18 protein-coding genes and 1 pseudogene are annotated in these 18,923 nt (G+C 57.5%); 15 read left to right on the top strand and 4 right to left on the bottom strand.

All coding sequences use genetic code 11. The features are described from left to right. Positions 1-101 precede the first annotated feature (101 nt). Entirely contained in the window at positions 102-1,505 is a 1,404-nt protein-coding gene (locus tag BQ4436_RS03075; RefSeq protein ID WP_070363348.1) for a hypothetical protein, read from the top strand. 288 nt (positions 1,506-1,793) lie between these two features. Here the strand turns inward: BQ4436_RS03075 and BQ4436_RS03070 are convergent, their stop codons facing one another. From BQ4436_RS03070 to BQ4436_RS03055, 4 genes are all read right to left on the bottom strand, one after another. After that, positions 1,794-2,525 carry a rhomboid family intramembrane serine protease gene (locus tag BQ4436_RS03070; protein WP_255366100.1) on the bottom strand — a complete coding sequence of 244 codons (732 nt, stop codon included), beginning with the start codon at positions 2,523-2,525 and terminating at the stop codon, positions 1,794-1,796. A gap of 23 nt (positions 2,526-2,548) precedes the next feature. Continuing rightward, positions 2,549-3,715, bottom strand: coding sequence for an ATP-binding protein (locus BQ4436_RS03065; protein ID WP_070975479.1), 1,167 nt, complete (start codon positions 3,713-3,715; stop codon positions 2,549-2,551). A gap of 503 nt (positions 3,716-4,218) precedes the next feature. After that, entirely contained in the window at positions 4,219-5,451 is a 1,233-nt protein-coding gene (locus tag BQ4436_RS03060; protein WP_070363350.1) for an MFS transporter, read from the bottom strand. Positions 5,452-5,567: 116 nt separating this feature from the next. Next, a complete protein-coding gene (locus tag BQ4436_RS03055; RefSeq protein ID WP_255366099.1) occupies positions 5,568-6,785 on the bottom strand; it encodes a Fic family protein in 1,218 nt (405 codons plus the stop codon). A 173-nt stretch (positions 6,786-6,958) separates the two neighbouring features. On the opposite strand from BQ4436_RS03055, the gene BQ4436_RS03050 reads away from it, so the two are divergent. From BQ4436_RS03050 to BQ4436_RS02995, 14 genes and pseudogenes are all read left to right on the top strand, one after another. After that, positions 6,959-8,473: a class I SAM-dependent DNA methyltransferase gene (locus BQ4436_RS03050; protein WP_070975477.1), complete on the top strand. Its 1,515-nt coding sequence runs from the start codon at positions 6,959-6,961 to the stop codon at positions 8,471-8,473. Then, positions 8,474-9,625, top strand: coding sequence for a restriction endonuclease subunit S (locus tag BQ4436_RS03045; protein ID WP_070975476.1), 1,152 nt, complete (start codon positions 8,474-8,476; stop codon positions 9,623-9,625). Between the two features lie 410 nt (positions 9,626-10,035). Then, entirely contained in the window at positions 10,036-10,389 is a 354-nt protein-coding gene (locus BQ4436_RS11895; protein WP_143000783.1) for a hypothetical protein, read from the top strand. Between the two features lie 600 nt (positions 10,390-10,989). After that, positions 10,990-11,139 (top strand): annotated as a pseudogene (locus tag BQ4436_RS12610) (type IV toxin-antitoxin system AbiEi family antitoxin domain-containing protein); the annotation flags it as partial. 24 nt (positions 11,140-11,163) lie between these two features. Then, positions 11,164-12,045, top strand: coding sequence for a type IV toxin-antitoxin system AbiEi family antitoxin domain-containing protein (locus BQ4436_RS03040; RefSeq protein ID WP_255366098.1), 882 nt, complete (start codon positions 11,164-11,166; stop codon positions 12,043-12,045). Continuing rightward, positions 11,945-12,898, top strand: coding sequence for a nucleotidyl transferase AbiEii/AbiGii toxin family protein (locus tag BQ4436_RS03035; RefSeq protein ID WP_246814950.1), 954 nt, complete (start codon positions 11,945-11,947; stop codon positions 12,896-12,898). The genes BQ4436_RS03040 and BQ4436_RS03035 overlap by 101 nt, the downstream gene beginning before the upstream one ends. Positions 12,899-13,075: 177 nt before the next feature. Then, positions 13,076-14,260, top strand: a complete 1,185-nt coding sequence (locus tag BQ4436_RS03030) for an Nramp family divalent metal transporter (RefSeq protein WP_070363637.1) — start codon at positions 13,076-13,078, stop codon at positions 14,258-14,260. Positions 14,261-14,280: 20 nt separating this feature from the next. Then, complete coding sequence (locus BQ4436_RS03025; RefSeq protein ID WP_005292595.1) at positions 14,281-14,670, top strand: NUDIX hydrolase; 390 nt, start codon at positions 14,281-14,283, stop codon at positions 14,668-14,670. Positions 14,671-14,732: 62 nt separating this feature from the next. Further along, positions 14,733-15,308 (top strand): TetR/AcrR family transcriptional regulator, encoded by a 576-nt coding sequence (locus BQ4436_RS03020; RefSeq protein WP_005292598.1) that lies wholly within the window; start codon positions 14,733-14,735, stop codon positions 15,306-15,308. Then, on the top strand, positions 15,305-15,667 hold the full coding sequence (locus BQ4436_RS03015) for a DoxX family protein (protein ID WP_005292602.1): 363 nt from the start codon (positions 15,305-15,307) through the stop codon (positions 15,665-15,667). Before BQ4436_RS03020 ends, BQ4436_RS03015 begins: the two co-directional genes overlap by 4 nt. Positions 15,668-15,755: 88 nt before the next feature. Beyond that, the gene (locus tag BQ4436_RS03010) at positions 15,756-15,998 is read left to right on the top strand and encodes a YlcI/YnfO family protein (protein ID WP_005292604.1); all 243 of its coding nucleotides are present in this window, start codon (positions 15,756-15,758) and stop codon (positions 15,996-15,998) included. Positions 15,999-16,258: 260 nt separating this feature from the next. Continuing rightward, entirely contained in the window at positions 16,259-16,807 is a 549-nt protein-coding gene (locus tag BQ4436_RS03005; protein ID WP_070975475.1) for a winged helix-turn-helix domain-containing protein, read from the top strand. An 82-nt stretch (positions 16,808-16,889) separates the two neighbouring features. Continuing rightward, the gene (locus tag BQ4436_RS03000) at positions 16,890-18,272 is read left to right on the top strand and encodes an AAA family ATPase (protein WP_070975474.1); all 1,383 of its coding nucleotides are present in this window, start codon (positions 16,890-16,892) and stop codon (positions 18,270-18,272) included. Next, the gene (locus tag BQ4436_RS02995; RefSeq protein WP_168156208.1) at positions 18,259-18,843 is read left to right on the top strand and encodes an RloB family protein; all 585 of its coding nucleotides are present in this window, start codon (positions 18,259-18,261) and stop codon (positions 18,841-18,843) included. Before BQ4436_RS03000 ends, BQ4436_RS02995 begins: the two co-directional genes overlap by 14 nt. Positions 18,844-18,923: the final 80 nt, after the last annotated feature.

Raw genomic sequence — 18,923 nt, 5'->3', positions numbered from 1 at the left:
ATTGTTGAACAATCCTGACCGAGAAGGTGTACATATTAAAACAGGGCCAGAAAGGCCCTGACCTGCTATTTTACTATTGTCACCTTATGAAAGGTATAGTCATGCGGTTTATTCGTTCCATGACGGGCGTTGTAGCGGCCTTGGCATTAGCTGCCGGCACGCTGACCCCAGCCACGGCTCAGACGCTTGAGGAGTCGTACCCCGAAACCCCAGCGACCAATGATGCGCTGCCGATCATCCACACCTACAGGGGATCGGACCACTTGAAGGCGAACGTGCTCAACCCGCGCCCAGTGTGCAACTCCACTGAGGACTACCGCACCATCGTGTACAAGGTGAAGGACAACTTCCTGCCGGTCGGCACGATTTCGACGACCAACCTGACCAAGAACACCATCCCGCTGACGCAGGACCTGGCGCGCACGCAGACGATTTCGGCGTCGGTCAACGGGTCGAAGACTGAGACGATCAACATTGGTGGGTCGGGCTCGAAGGATGGGCTGCAGGGCAACATCGGCTACTCGCTGGCGAAGATGCTGGGCTGGTCGGTGTCCGGAAGCTTGAGCTGGAACGTCGGCCAGAAGATCGGGCCGTACGAGGTTCCGGCGGGCAACACGGGCGAAGCGACGTACGGCTTCCGCACCGTCACCATGACGGGCACGCAGCAGCGCTGCCGCCCGAACGGCACGTGGGCGACGCCGACGGCGTGGGTCGCGAACATGCCGATCAAGAACGAGGTTCGTGTGAAGAACTACTCCACACCTGCAGGTTCGTGGGCACCGAACCGCGGCGCGCAGGTCACTGACACGGTGGAGAACCCGAACCCGGCGTACAACGAGGATGTTCAGAAGATCACCGAGGGTGAGAATCTTGACGACGTCACCACCATCGACGACAACGACGAAGCCAATGTGACCAACGTCGAAATCGACGGCGAGACCGCAGCGGTCATCACCGATGAGGAGTCGGATGAGGCGACCTCGGAGGAGAACACTGAGGTCGAAGAGGTCGTCGATAATGCGGAGGCACCTGCGCTCGACCTGGTGCCATACTTCACGACGAGCTCCTGGAAAGCTTCCGGTTTTGCTGGGTCCGTGGCGCTGCGTGTGAAGAACGTGGGCACCGAGCGCTACTGGGCGGAATTCCCGGCGCTGACGTTCCGCGTTGAGGTGCGTACCGAGTCCGGCCCGAAGGGTGTGGACCGCCTGATCACCACGACTGGCGCGAACGGCTCGCACATCCGTGACCTCGGCTACAACGCCAAGAAGGGCGCGCGCATCTTCGAGGTGACGCTGTCCAACCCGGTCAACGCTGGTGACGACATGCTGCTCGGCGCGTTCAGCTTCGGCGACGGCAAGACCAAGGAAGGCCGCCTGCACAACTACATGACGGTCACCCAGACCAGCCGCCTGGCCGGTGACGTCTCCCAGTGGAACGACCAGAACGTCGACTCCCGCGACGTGACCGTGTCCGACTTCGGCCGCTGGCTGAAGGGCACCTTCTAGGGAGCATTTTGTGTAATTCGTAGTGCCAAGTTATCCACAGGTTGTGGATGGTTCTGTGGAGAGGACTGTTATCCACACCTGTGGATAACTCTGTGCACAACCTATTCGCACATCGAGCGCCTGGCGTAATGAGCTGCAATGATGCCCATTCGCCAGGCGTTTTTTCTTGTGAATCGCTGACATGTTCTAGCGATGTTCTAGAAATTACACGGTTGTGTTTATCCACAATGTGGACAAGTCTGTGGAGTTCTCCACCGGTGTACAAACTTGGGGATAACATGTGAAAAACTAGGCAACACCAATCACAAACGCCACAGCAGCCACAGCTGCTACGGCCGCAAGAGCGGACGCGAGCCACCTGACGCGCTTCTTCACCGACGTCACAGGCCAGCCCGCCAACAAGCCCACCACCAAACCGCCAAGGTGCCCCCACAGACTGATACCCGGGGACAGCACCGAGTAAGCAAGATTCGCGCCGACCAGGGCCAACGGCGCCCGGACGTTGACCTTCTGGCGCATCGACAACGCGAGCAACACGCCCATCAGCATGTAGAGGGCGCCGGACGCGCCGGCCGTGGGCACGTCGTAGTTCCACTCCAACACGGATGCCGACGACCCCAACACACCCGCCGCGTACAGCAACGAATACGGCCCAGTCCCCAGGCGGCGCTCCAGCTGCGGGCCCAACAACGCCAACGTGATCATGTTCACGGCCACGTGGGAGATATCCACATGCAGAAAACCCGCGAGGAGGGTGCGGAAGGTGGCGGAGGGGGCGTCGATAAATGGGCCGAAGAGCACCATGTTCTCGGCGAGGCTGGAGCCCCACACCACGTTGCTGATCGAATGCGACTGGAGCGCCGTAATCACGAAAACGCCCAGGCAGACGACGGTGATCAGCGCGGTTGCGGGCGCGCCGCGGAAGAGTGAGCGAACGAATTGCATACGGCTACGGTACGGGGCGGCCTGGGCGTATCGCGAAATATCCGGTGAGATGTGCCCGTATCTGATTTTTCGCATCTGGGCACATCTTTGTGGATATTTCAGGATAGGCGCTTGATATAGTCCGCCATTCCAGGGACCGTGAACTGCACAACACCGTGGTCAGGGGCAAAAATGAGACCCTTCTCAATCAGGTGCTTCCGGTTACTACTCAACGAATTCACCGAAACGTCAAGCGAATCCGCAATGTCCTTCGTGGGAACCTGCTTCGCAGAATGCGCAGCCATCGCCTGCAAATAGCGCTTCTCACCAGGCGTCGCACGCTCCCAACGGCTCGGGAAGAACCCGGCGTCAAGGGCCGCATTGCCTTCCGCCACGGCAAGTTGCGCATCACTTTCGGTAAACGGCGAAGCAGGAGCGACGTTCCAGATCGCCTTCCCATACTCCTGCAGGAAATAGGGGTAATTCAGAGCGGCGTCCACAAGATTCCGCAACGCTGCTGATGTAAACAGCACCCCTTGCCTGGTAGCCGGATCCTCAAGTGCGGCCGCCGCCGCGCTATCTGACAATGGACCAATCTTGCGGTACTCGAACAGACGCTCCGCGTACGACTGAGATTCCGCCAGCTTCTGAGGCAACGTAGGTAGGCCCGCCCCGAACACATAAAACGGCAAACCACGCTGGCCCGCCTGGTGCTGCACGGTAATCACCGCCGACATCAATTCCGCATCAAGGTCCTGCATCTCGTCAATAAAAAACGCAATCGCCTTCCCGTCCTTCTGCGCGGACTCTGCGACACTCAGCACAAGTTCCTCGAGATCCATCCCGATATCACCAGAGTCAGAAATACCCGCCTGAGCAGGTACCTCCAGCGCGACGTCAATACCACCGACATGCCAAGCAAACGAAGAAATCGCTGGAAGTGCGTCCTTGAAATGCTGCCACCGCTTACGCAACGACACCTTCCGCGCACTCAACGCCAGTTCACGGGCCAACCGCTTCCGGACCCGCTGCGCACCAGCACGATCAGCGCTTGCCTCAAGCTGCACCGTCAACCAATCTGCATTCTCGGCACGCGACGCGAGTTCATTCAGCAACACCGTTTTGCCCACCCCACGCAAACCACTCAGGATAACGCCGCGATTGTGCAATCCGCTGCGGGTCCTTGTGATGATCGCCTCGACAAGCTCGAGCTCCGCTTCGCGCCCTGTCAGCGCAGGTGGTCGCAGTCCCGCACCTGGCGAATACGGGTTCAGTGTTTGGTCCATGGGTTCACAATAATCGAAAATGTGTGAAATATCCGGCTAGATGTGCCCAGATGTCCCCGTATCTGATTTTTCGCATCTGGACACATCTTTATGGATATTTCAGGATAGACGGGTGTGCTGGGGCTGGGGGTTGGGGGCTGGGGCCGTGCTGCTTGCTGAAATCCGTTCCGGTCGAGGTGTTAAAGGAGTGCGACGCTGGTCGCCGGAAATCAGCCGGGGTGGGTGGAAATGTGCGACCTGCATCGCACGCTTTGAAGCGCACGCTACGAGCAGGTTTGAGGTACGCCGGGGCTGATTACAGGCCTGGTTGATCATGAATGGCGCTGTGGAGATAGCGCGCTGCTTGCTGAAATCCGTTCCGGTCGAGGTGTTCAAGGAGTGCGACGCTGGTCGCCGGAAATCGCCCGGGGTGGGTCGAAATGCGCGACCTGCATCGCACGCTTCGAAGCGCACGCTACGAGCAGATTTGAGGGCCGGAGGCGGCAGAGAGCCGGGGCAGCCGCCTACCAGGTCGGGCCGGGCAGGTGGGCGCGCCAGCCGAGAACCACGTTTATCAGGCAGCACAGGGCGAGGATGGTGCCGATGACGAACAGGGTGGTGAAGCCGACGACGGGCGCGGCGGCGCTGAAGACCATCGGGATGAAGAAGCCGGTGTAGGACACCGAGTAGTAGACGGCGGTCAGGCCGGCGAGTTCGTCGGCGTTGGCGATGCGTTGGACCTCTGAAAGTCCGGCTACCAGGGCCAGGCCGTAGCCGGCGCCCATGATGGCGGCGGCTGCAACGCCGATTGGCAGCGAGAGGGACCGGGACGCCTCGGCGGCGAGGATGCAGCCGACGGTGATGACGGCCATCGCGACGGCGGACGCGCGGGCGGACCTACTCGTATCGATGACACGGCCAAGCATCTGGACGCCGACGCCGCAGCCGAGGGTCACGACCGTCATGAAGCCGGAGAACGCGATGGGCATATCGTGCGCTGAGCTGGACAGCAGCTGCGGCAGCAGGGCGTACGCGGCGCCGGCGCACCCGAATACCCACGGCGCGACCGGCACGACGATGCGCACGAAGCGACGGTGCGCGGCGGATGGGATGTGCAGCATCTCGAGCATGTCGCGAACTCGCAGTTCAAGGAAGGTTTCCTTCACGGTGCCCCGGCGCGGCGGGCGGGTCTCCGGGGTGTCGAGCAGCCAGTAGGCGGTGCCGAGTGTGAGCAGGATGTGCAGCACGTACGCGGTGTGCGTGGGCCACGGGCCCCACTGCGCCAGCACGGAGGCGAGCGCAGCGCCGATCAGGAAGCCGACGGTCAGGCACATCGACGCCTTGCGCGGCCCCGACGCCGGGTCCCCGCCCGCTTTAATAATCAGCTCCGAGACCCACGTGGACCCCACCGCCATCACGATGCCCAGGGCGAGCCCGCACAGGATGCGGCCCGTCGCGATCACCAGTGGCTCGTTCGGGGCGATGGACAGCAGGAAGGACCCCACGAGCGAAAGTGGTGCGGCTGGGAGCATGGTGGGGCGTCGTCCAATGTGGTCGGACAGCGGACCGCTGATCAGCAGCGCCGGGATGATGCCCAGGACGTAAGCGGCGAGCAGCCCATTGACGGTGACCTGCGAAAAGTGCGAGGTTTCGCGGTACATCACGAGCAGCGGGGTGAATTCGTTGCCGCCCCACGCGACAGCAACCATGCTGCCTGCGACGGGGAACCATGCGCGCGGATGAAATTGTTGAGTCATAATCAGTTCTTCACGTTGTCCGATTGGTAGCACGAATATATTGCTCCTCGGATGAGGTATGACCAAATCGCGCCCCGCTAGGGGTCCAACTTTTCGACGACGGCTCCGCCCCTGCGCTATGAATCCAACCCGAGCAGCGTTTGTCCCGCCTCGGCGAGCCGGACTACTAGCGGCTTCGCGCTGAGCCGCTCGATGAACCCACGTCCTTCGAGGGAGTCCAGCGCTGGCCGTACGGTTTGCTTCGACCGCTCCTGGTAGTTCGCAATTTCGTCCCAACTTGCACCACTCCTTGGGCCGAGCAGGTGCACTTGCCCGAGCAGGAACAGCGTTTGCTGTTCGTAGTGAGTCAGGTCTTCCGGGTTGTCGTTCTTCCATGCTTTGTAGACCTCGGCGAGTCGGCGAAGCTCGTCGGATTTTTGAGTAAGGAAGACCAGACGTTCTTCCTGAGCATGCAACAGCGTTTGCACCATTGATTCAACAAAGAAGGTCCCCTCTCCTCTATTCATCGGGTGCTCAGCGTTGATAAACGCAGCGTAATATGCGCTCTTCTCCTTCATAATTCCGCTTGAGAGCGACAGTGCGGTTGGCGTCGAAAGCAGGTTACCTAAGCGCAGTGCCAGCAAGAATCTGCCGAAGCGTCCATTACCGTCGTAGAAAGGGTGCGTGTGTTCGAGCATGAAATGCTCAATAAACGCTAGGACAAGCTCGGGGCCGTCGTATAGGTCGTGAATCAGCAGCATGGTCCCTACGCGCTGGTTGATCTCGGCCTCGTCAGTGGCGCCGCGGTGGACGGGTTCTGCACTGCCATAGTCATAAATGCTGACGGGCGACTTTCTGAAGAGTTCACCGTCCAGCGTGTCGTCTTCGCCGATCTCGTCCCCTAGCAACGAGTCATACAGCTCGCGCACACTACGCAATGTGTTAGGAAGCTTCACAGGTTCGTCCGATTGGAAGAGCGCCATGTACGCGCTCGCCATCTCCTGAAACCGCTTCCTCGCTATCCCCGGCCCGCGGTTTCGACGTGCCGCTTCGAGTGCTTCGCTGATCTCATGCCTGGTTGAGTGAATGTTTTCAATTTGGTTGGATGCTTGGATCTCATCAATCAACAGCGAATAGACGTAGTGGTGGCGCGCTGCTCCTGGCAGATTAATCCACAATTCTGCGAGGGCAAGTTCATTGCGCCACACTTGCTCCATCTTCGTCGCGAGTTCCCTGGTGACCACGACAAACAGGTCGTGCTCCCCTACCGGGTAGGAGAAACGAAGCGTTGAAGGTAGCTGAAGGCGAGACCTGTGTTCATGGTCGACGGTTTTCGCGTCGTGCTGGTGAAACACGGTTTTCAATGGTCGGTATGCCACGTTGCCCCTCAATCTTCTGAAAATCTGGAAAAGCAGAACTTAGATGCCACTCGATACGCACCTATCTTATAGAAATCGCGGTTTTTAAAAGATAGCTCCGTGCACGAGCCGTTCTATCTTCTGTCCCGCGCGGTTGTTAGAATGACGCCATGATTACAGGCGCACTAAAGTCCCAGGTAGACCGCATTTGGGACGCTTTTTGGTCCGGCGGCATCTCCAACCCAATCACCGTCATCGAACAATTCACCTACCTGCTGTTCATGCGCCAACTCGACGAACGCCAAGCGGACGCGGAATTCCTCGCCAACACGCTGGGCGGCGAGCCCGATGACACCCAAATATTTTACGACGACACCCACGACCACCTGCGCTTTTCCAAGTTGTTGGCCGTCGACTCACCCGAGGCACGCTTCGCCGCCTTCCGTGAGGGGTTCGACTACATCAAGCAGCTCGGCGCCGCGCGTGACAGTGGGTTTGTCACCCACATGAAGGACGCGGCGTTCCTGATCCCGAACGCGGCGACGCTGACGGCGGTGGCGACGATGATCGCGAAGCTGGAGTTCTCGAATAAGGACATGACGGGCGACTTGTACGAGTACATGTTGTCCAAACTGGCCACCGCCGGCACGAACGGACAGTTCAGGACACCAAGCCACATCATCGAACTGATCGTGGCGCTGACCGAACCGAAGGTCACCGACCGGCTTATCGACCCGGCCTGCGGCACCGCACGTTTCCTCGCCGCCACCAGTGAGTACCTGCGCGACGACTTCAAGGACGCCACCAAACTGCAGCGCGAGCAGTACCTCGCCTGCGGCCTGACCGGATTCGATTTCGATTCCACCATGGTGCGCATCGCCGCGATGAACATGGTGATGCACGGCTTCGCGGACCCGAACATTTCCTACCTCGACTCCCTGCAGGAACTGGCGCCAGAGCGGCTTGAAGCATTCGATGTGCTGCTGGCGAACCCGCCGTTTGCGGGCTCGATTAATCAGGACATTTTGGATCCGGAGTTGGCGTCGATAAAGACGAAGAAAACAGAGCTACTGTTCATCGCAAGGTTTTTAACCTTGCTGAAACTCGGCGGCCGGGCGGCCGTCGTTGTGCCGGAGGGTGTGCTGTTCGGCTCGACGCGCGCGCACAAGACGCTGCGCAAAGAGCTTGTGGACAACCAGAAAATCGACGGCATCATCAAACTGCCGTCCGGCGCGTTTAAGCCGTACACCGGGGTGTCCACCGCCATCGTGTGTTTTACCCGCACCGACTCACCGGGCCAAAATGAGCACATCTGGTTCTACGACATCACCGCTGACGGCCGCTCCCTCGACGACAAGCGCAGCCCACTGCTCGCCGAGGAACTACTCGGCCCCTGGCCCAAGACTCCACTTGACGACGCCCAGCTGCGCCTGAACAATCTTCCCGACGTTGTGGCCCGCTTCCACAATCAAGCCGCCGAACGGGATCGCGCTCGCACCGAAGCGTCTTTCACCGTCCCCGTCGATGAGATCCGCGAGGCGGACTACGACCTGTCGATGAACCGGTACAAAGAAATCGTCTTCGAAACCGAAGAAACCCGCGACCCGCAGGATATTCTTGCCGACATCGACGCCCTCGACGCCGAAATCGCCGACGCCATGAGCACGCTCAAGGGGCTGATCTAGATGGGGTGGGAGATGGTGAAGCTGGGGCAGTTCATCGAAGAAACTCGGATTACGAACAAAGAGGACGAAGCTTTACCCGTTTACTCGGTAACAAAACACCATGGCTTCATGCCATCAAAAGAGTTCTTCAACAAGACAGTCCACTCAAAAGATCTAACTCGCTACAAGATCTGCAATACGAACGACTGGGCCTATTCGACAATTCACTTAGATGAAGGATCACTTGGCTTTGCTCCGGAAAGATGTCTTATCAGCCCGATGTATAAGACATTTACAGTAGATGAAACGGTGCTCAACAGGGAGTTTCTTTATTGCTTCCTCAAGTCACGAAACGCCCTCAAACAGTATTCGCTCATTGGGCAAGGAAGCGTCGAACGCCGCCGAAGCGTTAAATTTGATGAATTCGAACGCGTCAAAATCCCCCTACCACCCTTGGAAGAGCAGCAGCGCATCGCGAAGATTCTCAACTCTGTAGAAGATCAAGTGACAAATGTACACAGGCAAAAGTCCTTGGCTAGTACATTACAAGTTTCGTTTTTCGAAGCTTGCACTAACAGTAATTCAACGCTTAAGTCACTGGGAGATTCTGGCCTTCAAGTAATAACGGGCAAAAGCTTGACGGCAAAAGGTAACGATGCATCGCCAGATAGCTTCGTTATAAAAGTTAGTGCTGTTTCGAGTGGCATTTTTGACGCTTCAGAAATAAAGCCACTTCCTGCGAGTTATACGCCAAATCCAGATCATTTAATTCACGAGGGTGACTTGTTGTTTGCACGCGCCAGCGGTAGCCCCTCACTCCTTGGCGCTGTAGCCATCGCACCGGCCACAAAAAGGAACCTCTACCTGCCAGATAAAGTTTGGAAAATTTCTTGTCCAAACATTCCAAATGCAGTTCTTCACACCGCCTTACAAACGCAACGCTTTCGACGCCACGTCGAATCCAACGCTTCCGGAGCTTCTGGTGTCATGAATGTTCGCCGTACTACGTTGAGCGAATTCGAAATACCACAACTGAATGAAATTGAAGCTTTCGAGCTGAACAGTCAACTTCTACAGATAGACAATCTAGCGAGTTCGCTCACCAAGAAAGCGATGCTTTTGAACGAGCTCTACACTTCCCTCTCCTCTCGTGCGTTCGCGGGAGAGCTTTAGAGCTGACAGATAAAAGGACTAGTTGACGACCCCTTGGCAATCTACTCGAAACGGTTTCGAGTAGATTGTTTTGCGCTTTTCACGACTTGAAAGTTCGTTTCGAGTGTGTTTCGAGCTATACGCAAAATTACATTTGGACTATCTTCCACCCGGTCGCATCTCGGACAATGTTGTTATAGGTCTCTTTTATAAACCCCTCGGACCCATTCCGCGGGCGGACAATCCTCAAGGTTCCACTGTCCGCGGCATCGGAACTACCAGCGACTTTCCTGGTGGAAACCACATCGAGGTGTCCGCCGCGCGGACAGGCAACCACACCGGCTTTCCGCGGGGCGGACAGCAATTGCTAACGGTGTACGCAACTTCGGGTGTCGCAAAGGTCCGCGGGGCGGACAGTTCACTCGTTTCGAATGTCCGCGGGGCGGACAAGTTATCACTGGATTCCGCCGCGCGGACAGATCTTCATCGCTCACCCGGAAGCCGGGTCATGTTGTTGGTGGTTAGCGTGGTGGGACGGAGAGGGCGCAAATAAGAAAGTATTCGCTGCTTCCACTGTCCGCGGCACCATCGTGACCAGCGAGCTTCTTGACGGCAACCAGTTGAGGTGTCCGCCGCGCGGACAGTCGGCAGCAGTGAACATGATGTGGATGACGGATGAAGGTATCCGTGGTGGGAGGGCCACCTATAAAAAGCTGCGACAGATTCCGCGGGGCGGACTGACATCCACCACTCACCCGGAAACCGAGGCGCGTTGTGAAAGGTAAACGTGATGGGACGGAGCCGGCGTTGATTAGAAAACCCGCCGCTGCTTCCACTGTCCGCGGCACGCCATCTACCAGCAACTTTCCCGGCGTGAACCCGTCAAGGTGTCCGCCGCACGGACAGGCAACCACACCGACTTTCCGCGGGGCGGACAGGTTGCCACCGGTGAATGTGGCTTCGGGGTTACGGCAGAGTTCCGCGCCGCGGACACTCTGCAAAACCTCGGCTTCCAAGTCGAACTGTCCGCGGGGCGGACAGTGGGATCGTATTCGGGTGTCCGCGGGGCGGACAGGTAGTCGCTGGATTCCGCGGCGCGGACAAATAATCACAGTTCACCTAAAAACTGGGTCATGAGTGTTAAAGGTAAGCGTGGTTGGTCGAAGGGGCGTCGATAAGAGCCCTCGTGCTTCCACTGTCCGCGGCACTGCCACTGCCAGCAACTTTCTCGGCGGTGAACTTATCAAGGTGTCCGCCGCGCGGACGAAATAGCCGCGAACATCCTGCAGCTCATGGGATGAGGAGGCGGCAACCCGACTGATAGTTTCGCAGGAGTTATGAAATCTCCGTGCTGCAAAACTATCCTATATGGTAATTTTTGAAGTATGGATGCCGCCGAATCGTTGGAGATCATCGGGGAGATCGCTTCCCAACAGTGGGGACTGTGCACGGCAAAACAAGCACGCGCAGAAGGAGTAACGCCCTTGACTCTCTCCCGACTAGAGACAAGGGGTGGACTCATCCGAGTTCGACATGGGGTTTATGCGACCGTCGGCACCATGATGAGTCCAGCGTTAGACGTCAAAGCACAATGGCTTGCACTCCGACCCGAGATGATGGCCGCTGACCGGGTCCACGACCCTACATTGGCGTCCGAATCCGTCATCTCCCACACCACCGCAGCTGAACTCTGGGGCATCGGTGACCTCTGGCCCGATGGAATCCACTTCACCGTCAACCGTCGACGCCAAAGTAGGCAACCAGAAGTCCAGTTTCATCGAAACAAACTCGACGACCACGAATGGACCCTGCACCCCGAACACAACCTCCCCATCACAACTGCAGCTCGCACCATCGTGGACCTCGCACTAGACGGACATGAACCCCAACATCTCCTTGATCTCATCGCAGATGCGAGCGAAAAGCAATTACTGCAAGAACCTGAGCTACTCAGCGCTTTTGCTGGAAACGAAACAGCTTTCGGCCTGCCAAAAGGTGATCAGGAGGGGCTACGTATGCTTTGGAAAGAATGCTTTCCACCTGTTCCCGCGGCAATCATGGAAGAGCAAATCCAAAGAGCTGTCGCCAAGGCGCTCGAGCCATTTGCTGAAGAGTTAAAGGCGCTCGTCGCAAAGATGCCACTTCAAACCGACTTTCACAGCAGCAATGTAGAAGAGGCACTCCAGAACATGCTCGCTGGCAGAGCAGCTACTGCCCATGCGCTCGAAGCAACACATAAACAATTAGCCGAAACGATCGTGCACAGTGAAGGTTTGAAGACCCTCTGGCTGTCCACCCCTCTTCCCCCATCCCACACAGCAAAACCTCAAGGAGAATCCTGTGCCACAACCTCAAAAACAAAGGGAGCGCCACGGTCAGATCGTTTCAGCACTGAAGAAGGAAGCAAGCCACGCCGGAAAGAAGCCAAACGACGTATATAACCAGTTTTTCCGTGAGGTGTTCCTTCATGAACTCATGCGCCTAAACGACGGTTGGGTGCTCAAAGGGGGCACCAACATTTACTGCCGAATACCAGGCGCCCGGCAGACAAAAGACCTCGACCTATTTCGGCAATATGCCCCTACCTCAGCCTTAAAAGCCGCTGACAGCCTCATCGCGACAATGAACAAGCACCGAGTAGGCCCTTATACATTTCAAGTGGAAAAGAGCAATGGCAAGGCGGAACGAATCGGCACGATAGACAGCAAACGCCTCAAAGTTACAGTCACTTACGGCTTAGGTAGCAGCAACCGCTTCATTGAGTTTTCCATCGACGTCAGTGGTGACCTTGAGGTCACTAGTGAAGTGGAATCAGTCACCGTAGCTTCAAGTTACGACGTCCAGACACCTTATCTTCCAGAACATTTCCAAGTCACGTCGTACCCCATCGCAAACCAGATCGCAGATAAAGTCTGCGCAATGTATGAGATACACGGCGACACACCTCCGGGCAAAGCGTCGACACGCTATCACGATCTCTACGACATTGCGCTATTAGCTTCAGAGCTTCCGCCAACAACACAGCTCAATGCTGCTGAACTCCGCGACGCTCTCAACTCACAGCAACAAATCCGAGGCGTTACTCTCCCAACAAATCTCAATATCCCTGATGCAACGTGGGCAGATCGGTACCCGAAAGCCGCAAAGAAATTTGGCAACGAAATACGAAAAGAATTCTTGATTCTAGATGAAGCCCTTCGGGTTGCTGCACTCCTCATTGACCCCGTTCTGAACAATGAACTCCATACGTTGACCACAACCTGGAACAGCGCAACACTTTCCTGGACACAATAGCCAGCGCCGGATATCCGCTTGAGGGTGTTCACTCTTCCTCAACCAACTGCACCAAACGCACATTGCCAAAGTGCAAAACCAAAGTGTGAAAGTGCAAAACTTTTTGCCCCCCTGGCTTGAACATATGGCGATGAAAACTAGACTTCAAGTAGTTGAACTTTTGGTATGGAGATGCCTATGCGTAAGACCTTAATCAGCCTCACCGGCCCCGCCTTCGTTGCTGCAGTGGCTTACGTCGACCCCGGCAACGTAGCCGCCAACATCAGCGCCGGCTCCCACTACGGCTACCTCCTGGTGTGGGTACTCGTCGTGGCCAACCTCATGGCCATGTTCATCCAGTACCACTCCGCCAAACTGGGCCTAGTCACCCACCGCTCCCTGCCGGAAATCATGGGCGAGCGTCTCTCCCGCCGCGCGCGCCTAGGCATGTGGGCCCAGGCCGAGCTCATCGCCGCGGCCACCGACCTCGCCGAAGTCATCGGCGGCGCCATTGCCCTGCAACTCCTCTTCAACCTCCCCCTGTTCGCGGGCGCGCTCATCATCGGCACGGTCTCCATCATTCTCCTCATCTTCCAGAAGAAGAACCAGTGGTTCGAGGGGCTTGTCATCGGCCTGCTCCTGGTCATCTGCATCGGCTTCCTTGCCGGCCTCGCCATCGCCCCGCCCGACCCCGCCGACGTGGCCGGCGGCCTCATCCCCCGCCTAGAGGGCAAGGACAGCATCCTGCTGGCCGCCTCCATGTTGGGCGCCACCGTCATGCCGCACGCCATTTACCTACACTCCTCCCTGACCAAGCAGCGCTACCCCGACCTGGAAATCCCCCACGTGCTGGCCGGCACCCGCGCGGACATCGCCGTGGCGCTGTCCATCGCCGGGCTCGTCAACGTGGGCCTGCTGGTCCTGGCGGGCTCGGCCCTCTACGGCGTGGACGGCACAGAGACCATCTCCGGGGCCCACACGGCGATTGCCAGCCACCTCGGCCCGCTGGCCGGCGTTCTCTTCGCCATCGGCCTGCTGGCCAGCGGCCTCGCCTCGACGTCAGTGGGCGCCTACGCCGGCTCCGAAATCATGGACGGCCTGCTTCACATCAAGGTCCCCCTACTAGTCCGCCGCCTGGTCACGCTCATCCCGGCGCTGGTCATCATCGGCTGCGGGGTCGACCCCACTATGGCACTGGTGGTCAGCCAGGCACTTCTTTCCCTGGGCATCCCCTTCGCCATCATCCCGCTTTTCCGCTATGCCGGCTCCCGGGACGTCATGGGTGAGTTCGCCGCGAAACCCTGGTCTATGGCCGTGGGCTGGACGCTTGCCGCGCTGGTCATCGCACTCAATCTCGCCCTCGTGCTCCTGCCGCTGCTCTAGGCCGCCTACAATCAGCAGCCATGATTGAAGTAGCAGCCGTCGTCATCCGCAACCCACAAGGCCACGTGCTTACCGTGCGCAAGAAGTCCTCCACCAAGTACCAACTGCCCGGCGGCAAGCCCGAGGCGGGCGAGGCGCTTGTCGACGCCGCCCTGCGCGAAGTTGCCGAAGAAGTAGGCCTCACCCTCGACGCCGAGAGCCTCAACAAACTCGGCACCTTCGACGCTCCCGCCGCCAACGAACCGGGCGAGGTCGTCGTCGGCACCATCTTCACCTACACCCGCACCGTCACCGCCGACGAACCCCATGCCGCCGCCGAAATCGGCGACACCGCCTGGGTCAACCCAGCAGCCCCCGACCGCGAGCTTGCACACCTGCTGCGCGACCGCGTCTTCCCCACGCTGGCCTAGCGCCAACTGTCAACACTTCGGCGTCATTGACCTCGAAACCATCAAGAGCTACCCTTTTGAACATGTTCACTGAACACGTTCACTCATCGCGCTCGGCCGCCAAAGCTGGCACCGTCAGCAAGGTCCTAGCCACCGCCTACGAACTCTTCCTCACTCAGGGCTACGCCACCACCAGCATCCGGACTATCGCATCCGAAGCTGGCGTTAGCGTGGGAACCGTCATGGGAGTCGGCGACAAACAAACGCTGCTCATCCGCACCATTGGCCAACACATTTCAGAACTCCACGATGACATCCGGGGACAATCCGATAGCCTTCTCGATGTCCTGAGACCTTTCCTCCAGATGTTTACCGGCCACGAAGAGCTCTCCCGCGCCTTTGGCGCAGCACTCATCCAACAAGGCAATCAAGGCGAAGCGCTCACCGCACTCAAAACGCTCCTGACCGATGAAATCACCCTGCGACTCGGCACCAGGCTCAGCAGCGCCGATGCGGCCGAGTACGCCGACCTGCTGTACAACGTCTACCTCGGCTTACTCATCGGCTGGGCCGCCGGAATCTACGACACCGAGCACCTCACATCCCAAGCCGCCTCATCGATCGAACGCCTCAACACCGCATTCGGAGTAACCCAATGATCCTAGAATCTTCCCCAGCCTGGCCCTCCCTTCTACTAGCAGCCATTCTGCTTGGCGACGCCGCCCTCTCCCTCAAACCAGTCCCCTTCATCGAAGCCTGCCTCAGCGGCGTCAAACTCCCCAAGGACTGGTGGTGGGCGCTCATTGTCATCAAGTGCCTCGCCGCCGTAGGACTCATTGCCGGCCTCTGGTTCCCCGGCGTAGGAATCACAGCCATGATTGGAGTCATCGCCTATTTCTGCGCGGCCGCAGCAGCCCATGTCCGCGCCCACTTCCTCGGTAGCGCATTCTGGATCAACTGCTTAGGCATGCTCGCATTCTCCATCGGAGTACTGATCCTGACGCTCGCACTGAATTAAGACACCAGTCAACCTTTCACGGCTTCCTGAAGGCAGATACATCATTGCACCTCTTGAATGATGACTTGATGCTTTCTACCCTAAAGGTATGCGCACGACGATAAACCTCCCGCCGAAACTCCTTGAAGAAACGAAGGTCCAAGCCAAAGCCAACAATGTCACTTTGAGCTCATACGTCGAAGAGGCGGTCCGCGCTGCCCTCAAGAAGGAAGCCCGCATCAGTACCGAAGACACCCCCGTTAACCTGCCCTCCTTCGATTGCGGCGGACCGGCTCTAGTTGATCTCAGCAACAAAGAAGCTGTGTGGGCGGTACTCGATGATCATTCCTGATGTCAACATTCTCGTTTATGCCTTCCACTCCGCTGCACCGCAACATAAACCCGCTCAACAATGGCTAAGTAGTGCTCTAAATCGGCATGAAACAATTGGACTCCTGGATGTTGTGGCAACGGGCTTGCACTGAGGAGGGCTTCCCACTATTCAAACTGCTAAACATGCAGGTCATCAAAGTGTGAAACTTCAAAAACCATACTGTTAAAGTGTAAAACTGTTGCTTGCTCCCAGACCAGTTATGTTTCACATGAAACGGAGTGTCGGGTTGTCACAAAGTTCCGCGGACGGCGGGGCGGACACCCCGGGCGGCCTCTGCCTACAGGTCGAACTGTCCGCGGGGCGCACAAGCTGTCGCGGGGTTCCGCCGCGCGGACAACCACGCTGACGAAGGCGGCGGCACCCGCGAAGCGATCACCTCCTGCCGCGAATCACGCGTAGCGACGCCCCGCTTCATCAACACCAGCGTCCAATTCACCGTACTGTTCCCACGAGGCTCCCGCTCCAGCGCAGAACACGATGCCCGGCTGGAAGACATAGGCTCCAATACCCGACTCTCCCCGACCGAGGAAGACCTACTCCTACTGGTCAACCTCCAAGCCTTGGGCAAGAACGTACCCCGGATCTACCAGGCACTCTCCGCGACAGGTAGCGGTATCACCGTGAACGTACTGGCAGCCAATACCGGACTTTCCACAGGCCAAGTGCGCTACGGACTCGCGCCACTGCTTCGCGAGGGCATCGTCACCATGGAAGGTGGCCAAGGCGACCGAGCAACGGTGTACAGGATTGTGCAATCGGTGAGTTAGTAAAACCGCATCATTTTCTTTATTAAGCCTTTCTGGGGAAATTTTTTCCCGTAATGAGCTTTTCTCACCTAAACTTACTTCCATGAGACTGCTTAGCTTTATTGCGGAGAATCACCGTAGCTTCCGTGATGAGTTTGCGCTGGAAATGACGCGCAGCTCCTGGCGCACCGCAGTTCCTCGTCAAGGTGAGAGTTGGGCCGATGCCGTTCTACCGGTTGCAGCCATCTTTGGACCCAACGCGTCAGGAAAGACGGCGGTACTCGACGCAATGCGCTATGCAATGGAGGCAATCCAATGCTCTGCAAGCAGATGGCTTGAATTTCAGAAAAATCGTCGATCTCCATTCAAGCTAGATGAGGACTCTGTACGTTCCCCCAGCTTCTTTGCACTCGATTTCACGTTAACCGGTGGCATTGGCGGCCCGGAGCTTGCGGCCCGAGAAATTCGATATCACTACGAATTCTCCATTTCCGCGAACCGCATTGAACACGAGCTGCTGCTTGGTTATTTCTCCTCCCGCCCAACACGACTTCTGGAAAGAGACGCCGAACAAGGCATAACCAGCTGGCATAAGTATCTGGGACCACGTATATCTCCAGCCCCGCGAGAACTTGTGCTCTCCCGTGGCTACGTTGCAGGTCACGACAAACTGCAGTCGTTTGTGGGAAGCATTATCGCTGGCGTCGATTTCTACGACATCAGCGACAGTGCCCGGCGGCAACGCCTCGACCGAATTGCGGCGGATATCGCCGATGAACGAATTCCGTTGAACGTACTCACCACACTCGCAGCAGTAGCGGATATCGGAATCACGCGAATTGATGTAGATGAACGAGAGTTACCCCCGGAAATACGCAAGATTCTCGAGCGATCTGCGGCACGGGGCCTGAAGGCGACCGGGAAAGCTCTATCAGGCCAAAGTCTGATCGACCACGACTTCGTAAACAGAACACTGCGGTTTTATCACCATGGCAACGAATCCGCCGACGCCGGCTTTCTCATGCGCGATGAATCATCCGGAACGTTGGCATGGCTCGCCATGGCCGTTCCCATCTTAGAAGCGCTCCGCGACGGCACAATTTTTTGCGTCGACGAGCTGGATACCAGCCTCCACCCCATTCTCGCCGAAGCAATCGTCGCACTGTTCCAAGATCAAGATACAAACCCACACGGGGCCCAACTGATCTTCACGTCACATGACGTAACCCTGCTCCAGCCGCAGTCTTCTGCGAACCTGACGAAAGAGCAAGTCTGGTTCACCGAAAAAGACAGCTCTGGTGCAAGTACGCTCTATAACTTGCAGGACTTCCGCGATTTGAAACCGGCATCAAATCTTGCAAAGCAATACCTGGAAGGCCGATTCGGCGCGCTACCGTATCTATTACCAGGTTTAATGCGAAGTGCTGTTGAAGAACTATCACCTACACGACGGGGGCAAGAAAATGGGGAACGTGGCAGCGCGTAAAGGTACACCCAGAAAGCCCAAGAGCAGGGCAAAGCGGAAGCTGAAAAGTCGGCTTCTGATTGTTGTAGAAGGCGACAAAGGAAAGTCTGAGCAAGTTTACTTCCAAAGGCTCGCACAAATTCTGCGTTCCAACGACGTGGCCACGGACATCAAGGTTGTACCTAGTAAGGGAGAACCCAAGCGAGTTCTTGATACATGCGAGAACCATCTGAAGTCCGACAACTTTGACCGCGCGTTCCTAGTCGTCGATTGTGACCAACACACCACCCTGGGTGATGTTCTTCAGCTCGCACAAAAGAGCAATATCTCAGTCGCAGTAACGAACCCTCAATTTGAGCAGTGGCTGTATTGGCACCTCTACGACGGCGGGAGCGACGCGAAGAAAATGACCGATGTACTGCAAAAGGAACGCTATCTCACAGGCCGCAATGCGAAAGAACTCGGGGTAACGTTCCCAGTCGAGAGATACCCTGAGGCAACGGCACGCGCAAAACGCCACTGGACCGAAATGCGCCCCAATGCACCAATGCAAAAGGGCCATGCCCGTCATCTTCAATCCCGTACCTTATAGAAGCGATGCAAAAGTAATGACTAACTAGAGGGCCACACAAACCTCCCCACGCACCCGTGGGGAACTTTTGTTCGTTGGTC

Source organism: Corynebacterium sp. MC3 (assembly GCF_900099485.1).
Classification (GTDB): Bacteria; Actinomycetota; Actinomycetes; order Mycobacteriales; family Mycobacteriaceae; genus Corynebacterium; species Corynebacterium pseudogenitalium.
Note: the sequence above shows the minus strand (reverse complement) of the source record. Positions and strands in the feature narration are given on the sequence as shown.

Bases quoted from the DNA above. Each gene is read 5' to 3' on its own strand.
- BQ4436_RS03060 (WP_070363350.1), bottom strand. From the start codon at position 5,451: ATGACTCAACAATTTCATCCGCGCGCATGGTTCCCCGTCGCAGGCAGC.
- BQ4436_RS03045 (WP_070975476.1), top strand. From the start codon at position 8,474: ATGGGGTGGGAGATGGTGAAGCTGGGGCAGTTCATCGAAGAAACTCGG.
- BQ4436_RS03030 (WP_070363637.1), top strand. From the start codon at position 13,076: ATGCGTAAGACCTTAATCAGCCTCACCGGCCCCGCCTTCGTTGCTGCA.
- BQ4436_RS11895 (WP_143000783.1), top strand. From the start codon at position 10,036: ATGTCCGCGGGGCGGACAAGTTATCACTGGATTCCGCCGCGCGGACAG.
- BQ4436_RS03025 (WP_005292595.1), top strand. From the start codon at position 14,281: ATGATTGAAGTAGCAGCCGTCGTCATCCGCAACCCACAAGGCCACGTG.
- BQ4436_RS03010 (WP_005292604.1), top strand. From the start codon at position 15,756: ATGCGCACGACGATAAACCTCCCGCCGAAACTCCTTGAAGAAACGAAG.
- BQ4436_RS03020 (WP_005292598.1), top strand. From the start codon at position 14,733: ATGTTCACTGAACACGTTCACTCATCGCGCTCGGCCGCCAAAGCTGGC.
- BQ4436_RS03050 (WP_070975477.1), top strand. From the start codon at position 6,959: ATGATTACAGGCGCACTAAAGTCCCAGGTAGACCGCATTTGGGACGCT.
- BQ4436_RS03065 (WP_070975479.1), bottom strand. From the start codon at position 3,715: ATGGACCAAACACTGAACCCGTATTCGCCAGGTGCGGGACTGCGACCA.
- BQ4436_RS03015 (WP_005292602.1), top strand. From the start codon at position 15,305: ATGATCCTAGAATCTTCCCCAGCCTGGCCCTCCCTTCTACTAGCAGCC.
- BQ4436_RS03000 (WP_070975474.1), top strand. From the start codon at position 16,890: ATGAGACTGCTTAGCTTTATTGCGGAGAATCACCGTAGCTTCCGTGAT.
- BQ4436_RS03070 (WP_255366100.1), bottom strand. From the start codon at position 2,525: ATGCGAAAAATCAGATACGGGCACATCTCACCGGATATTTCGCGATAC.
- BQ4436_RS03040 (WP_255366098.1), top strand. From the start codon at position 11,164: ATGATGAGTCCAGCGTTAGACGTCAAAGCACAATGGCTTGCACTCCGA.
- BQ4436_RS03075 (WP_070363348.1), top strand. From the start codon at position 102: ATGCGGTTTATTCGTTCCATGACGGGCGTTGTAGCGGCCTTGGCATTA.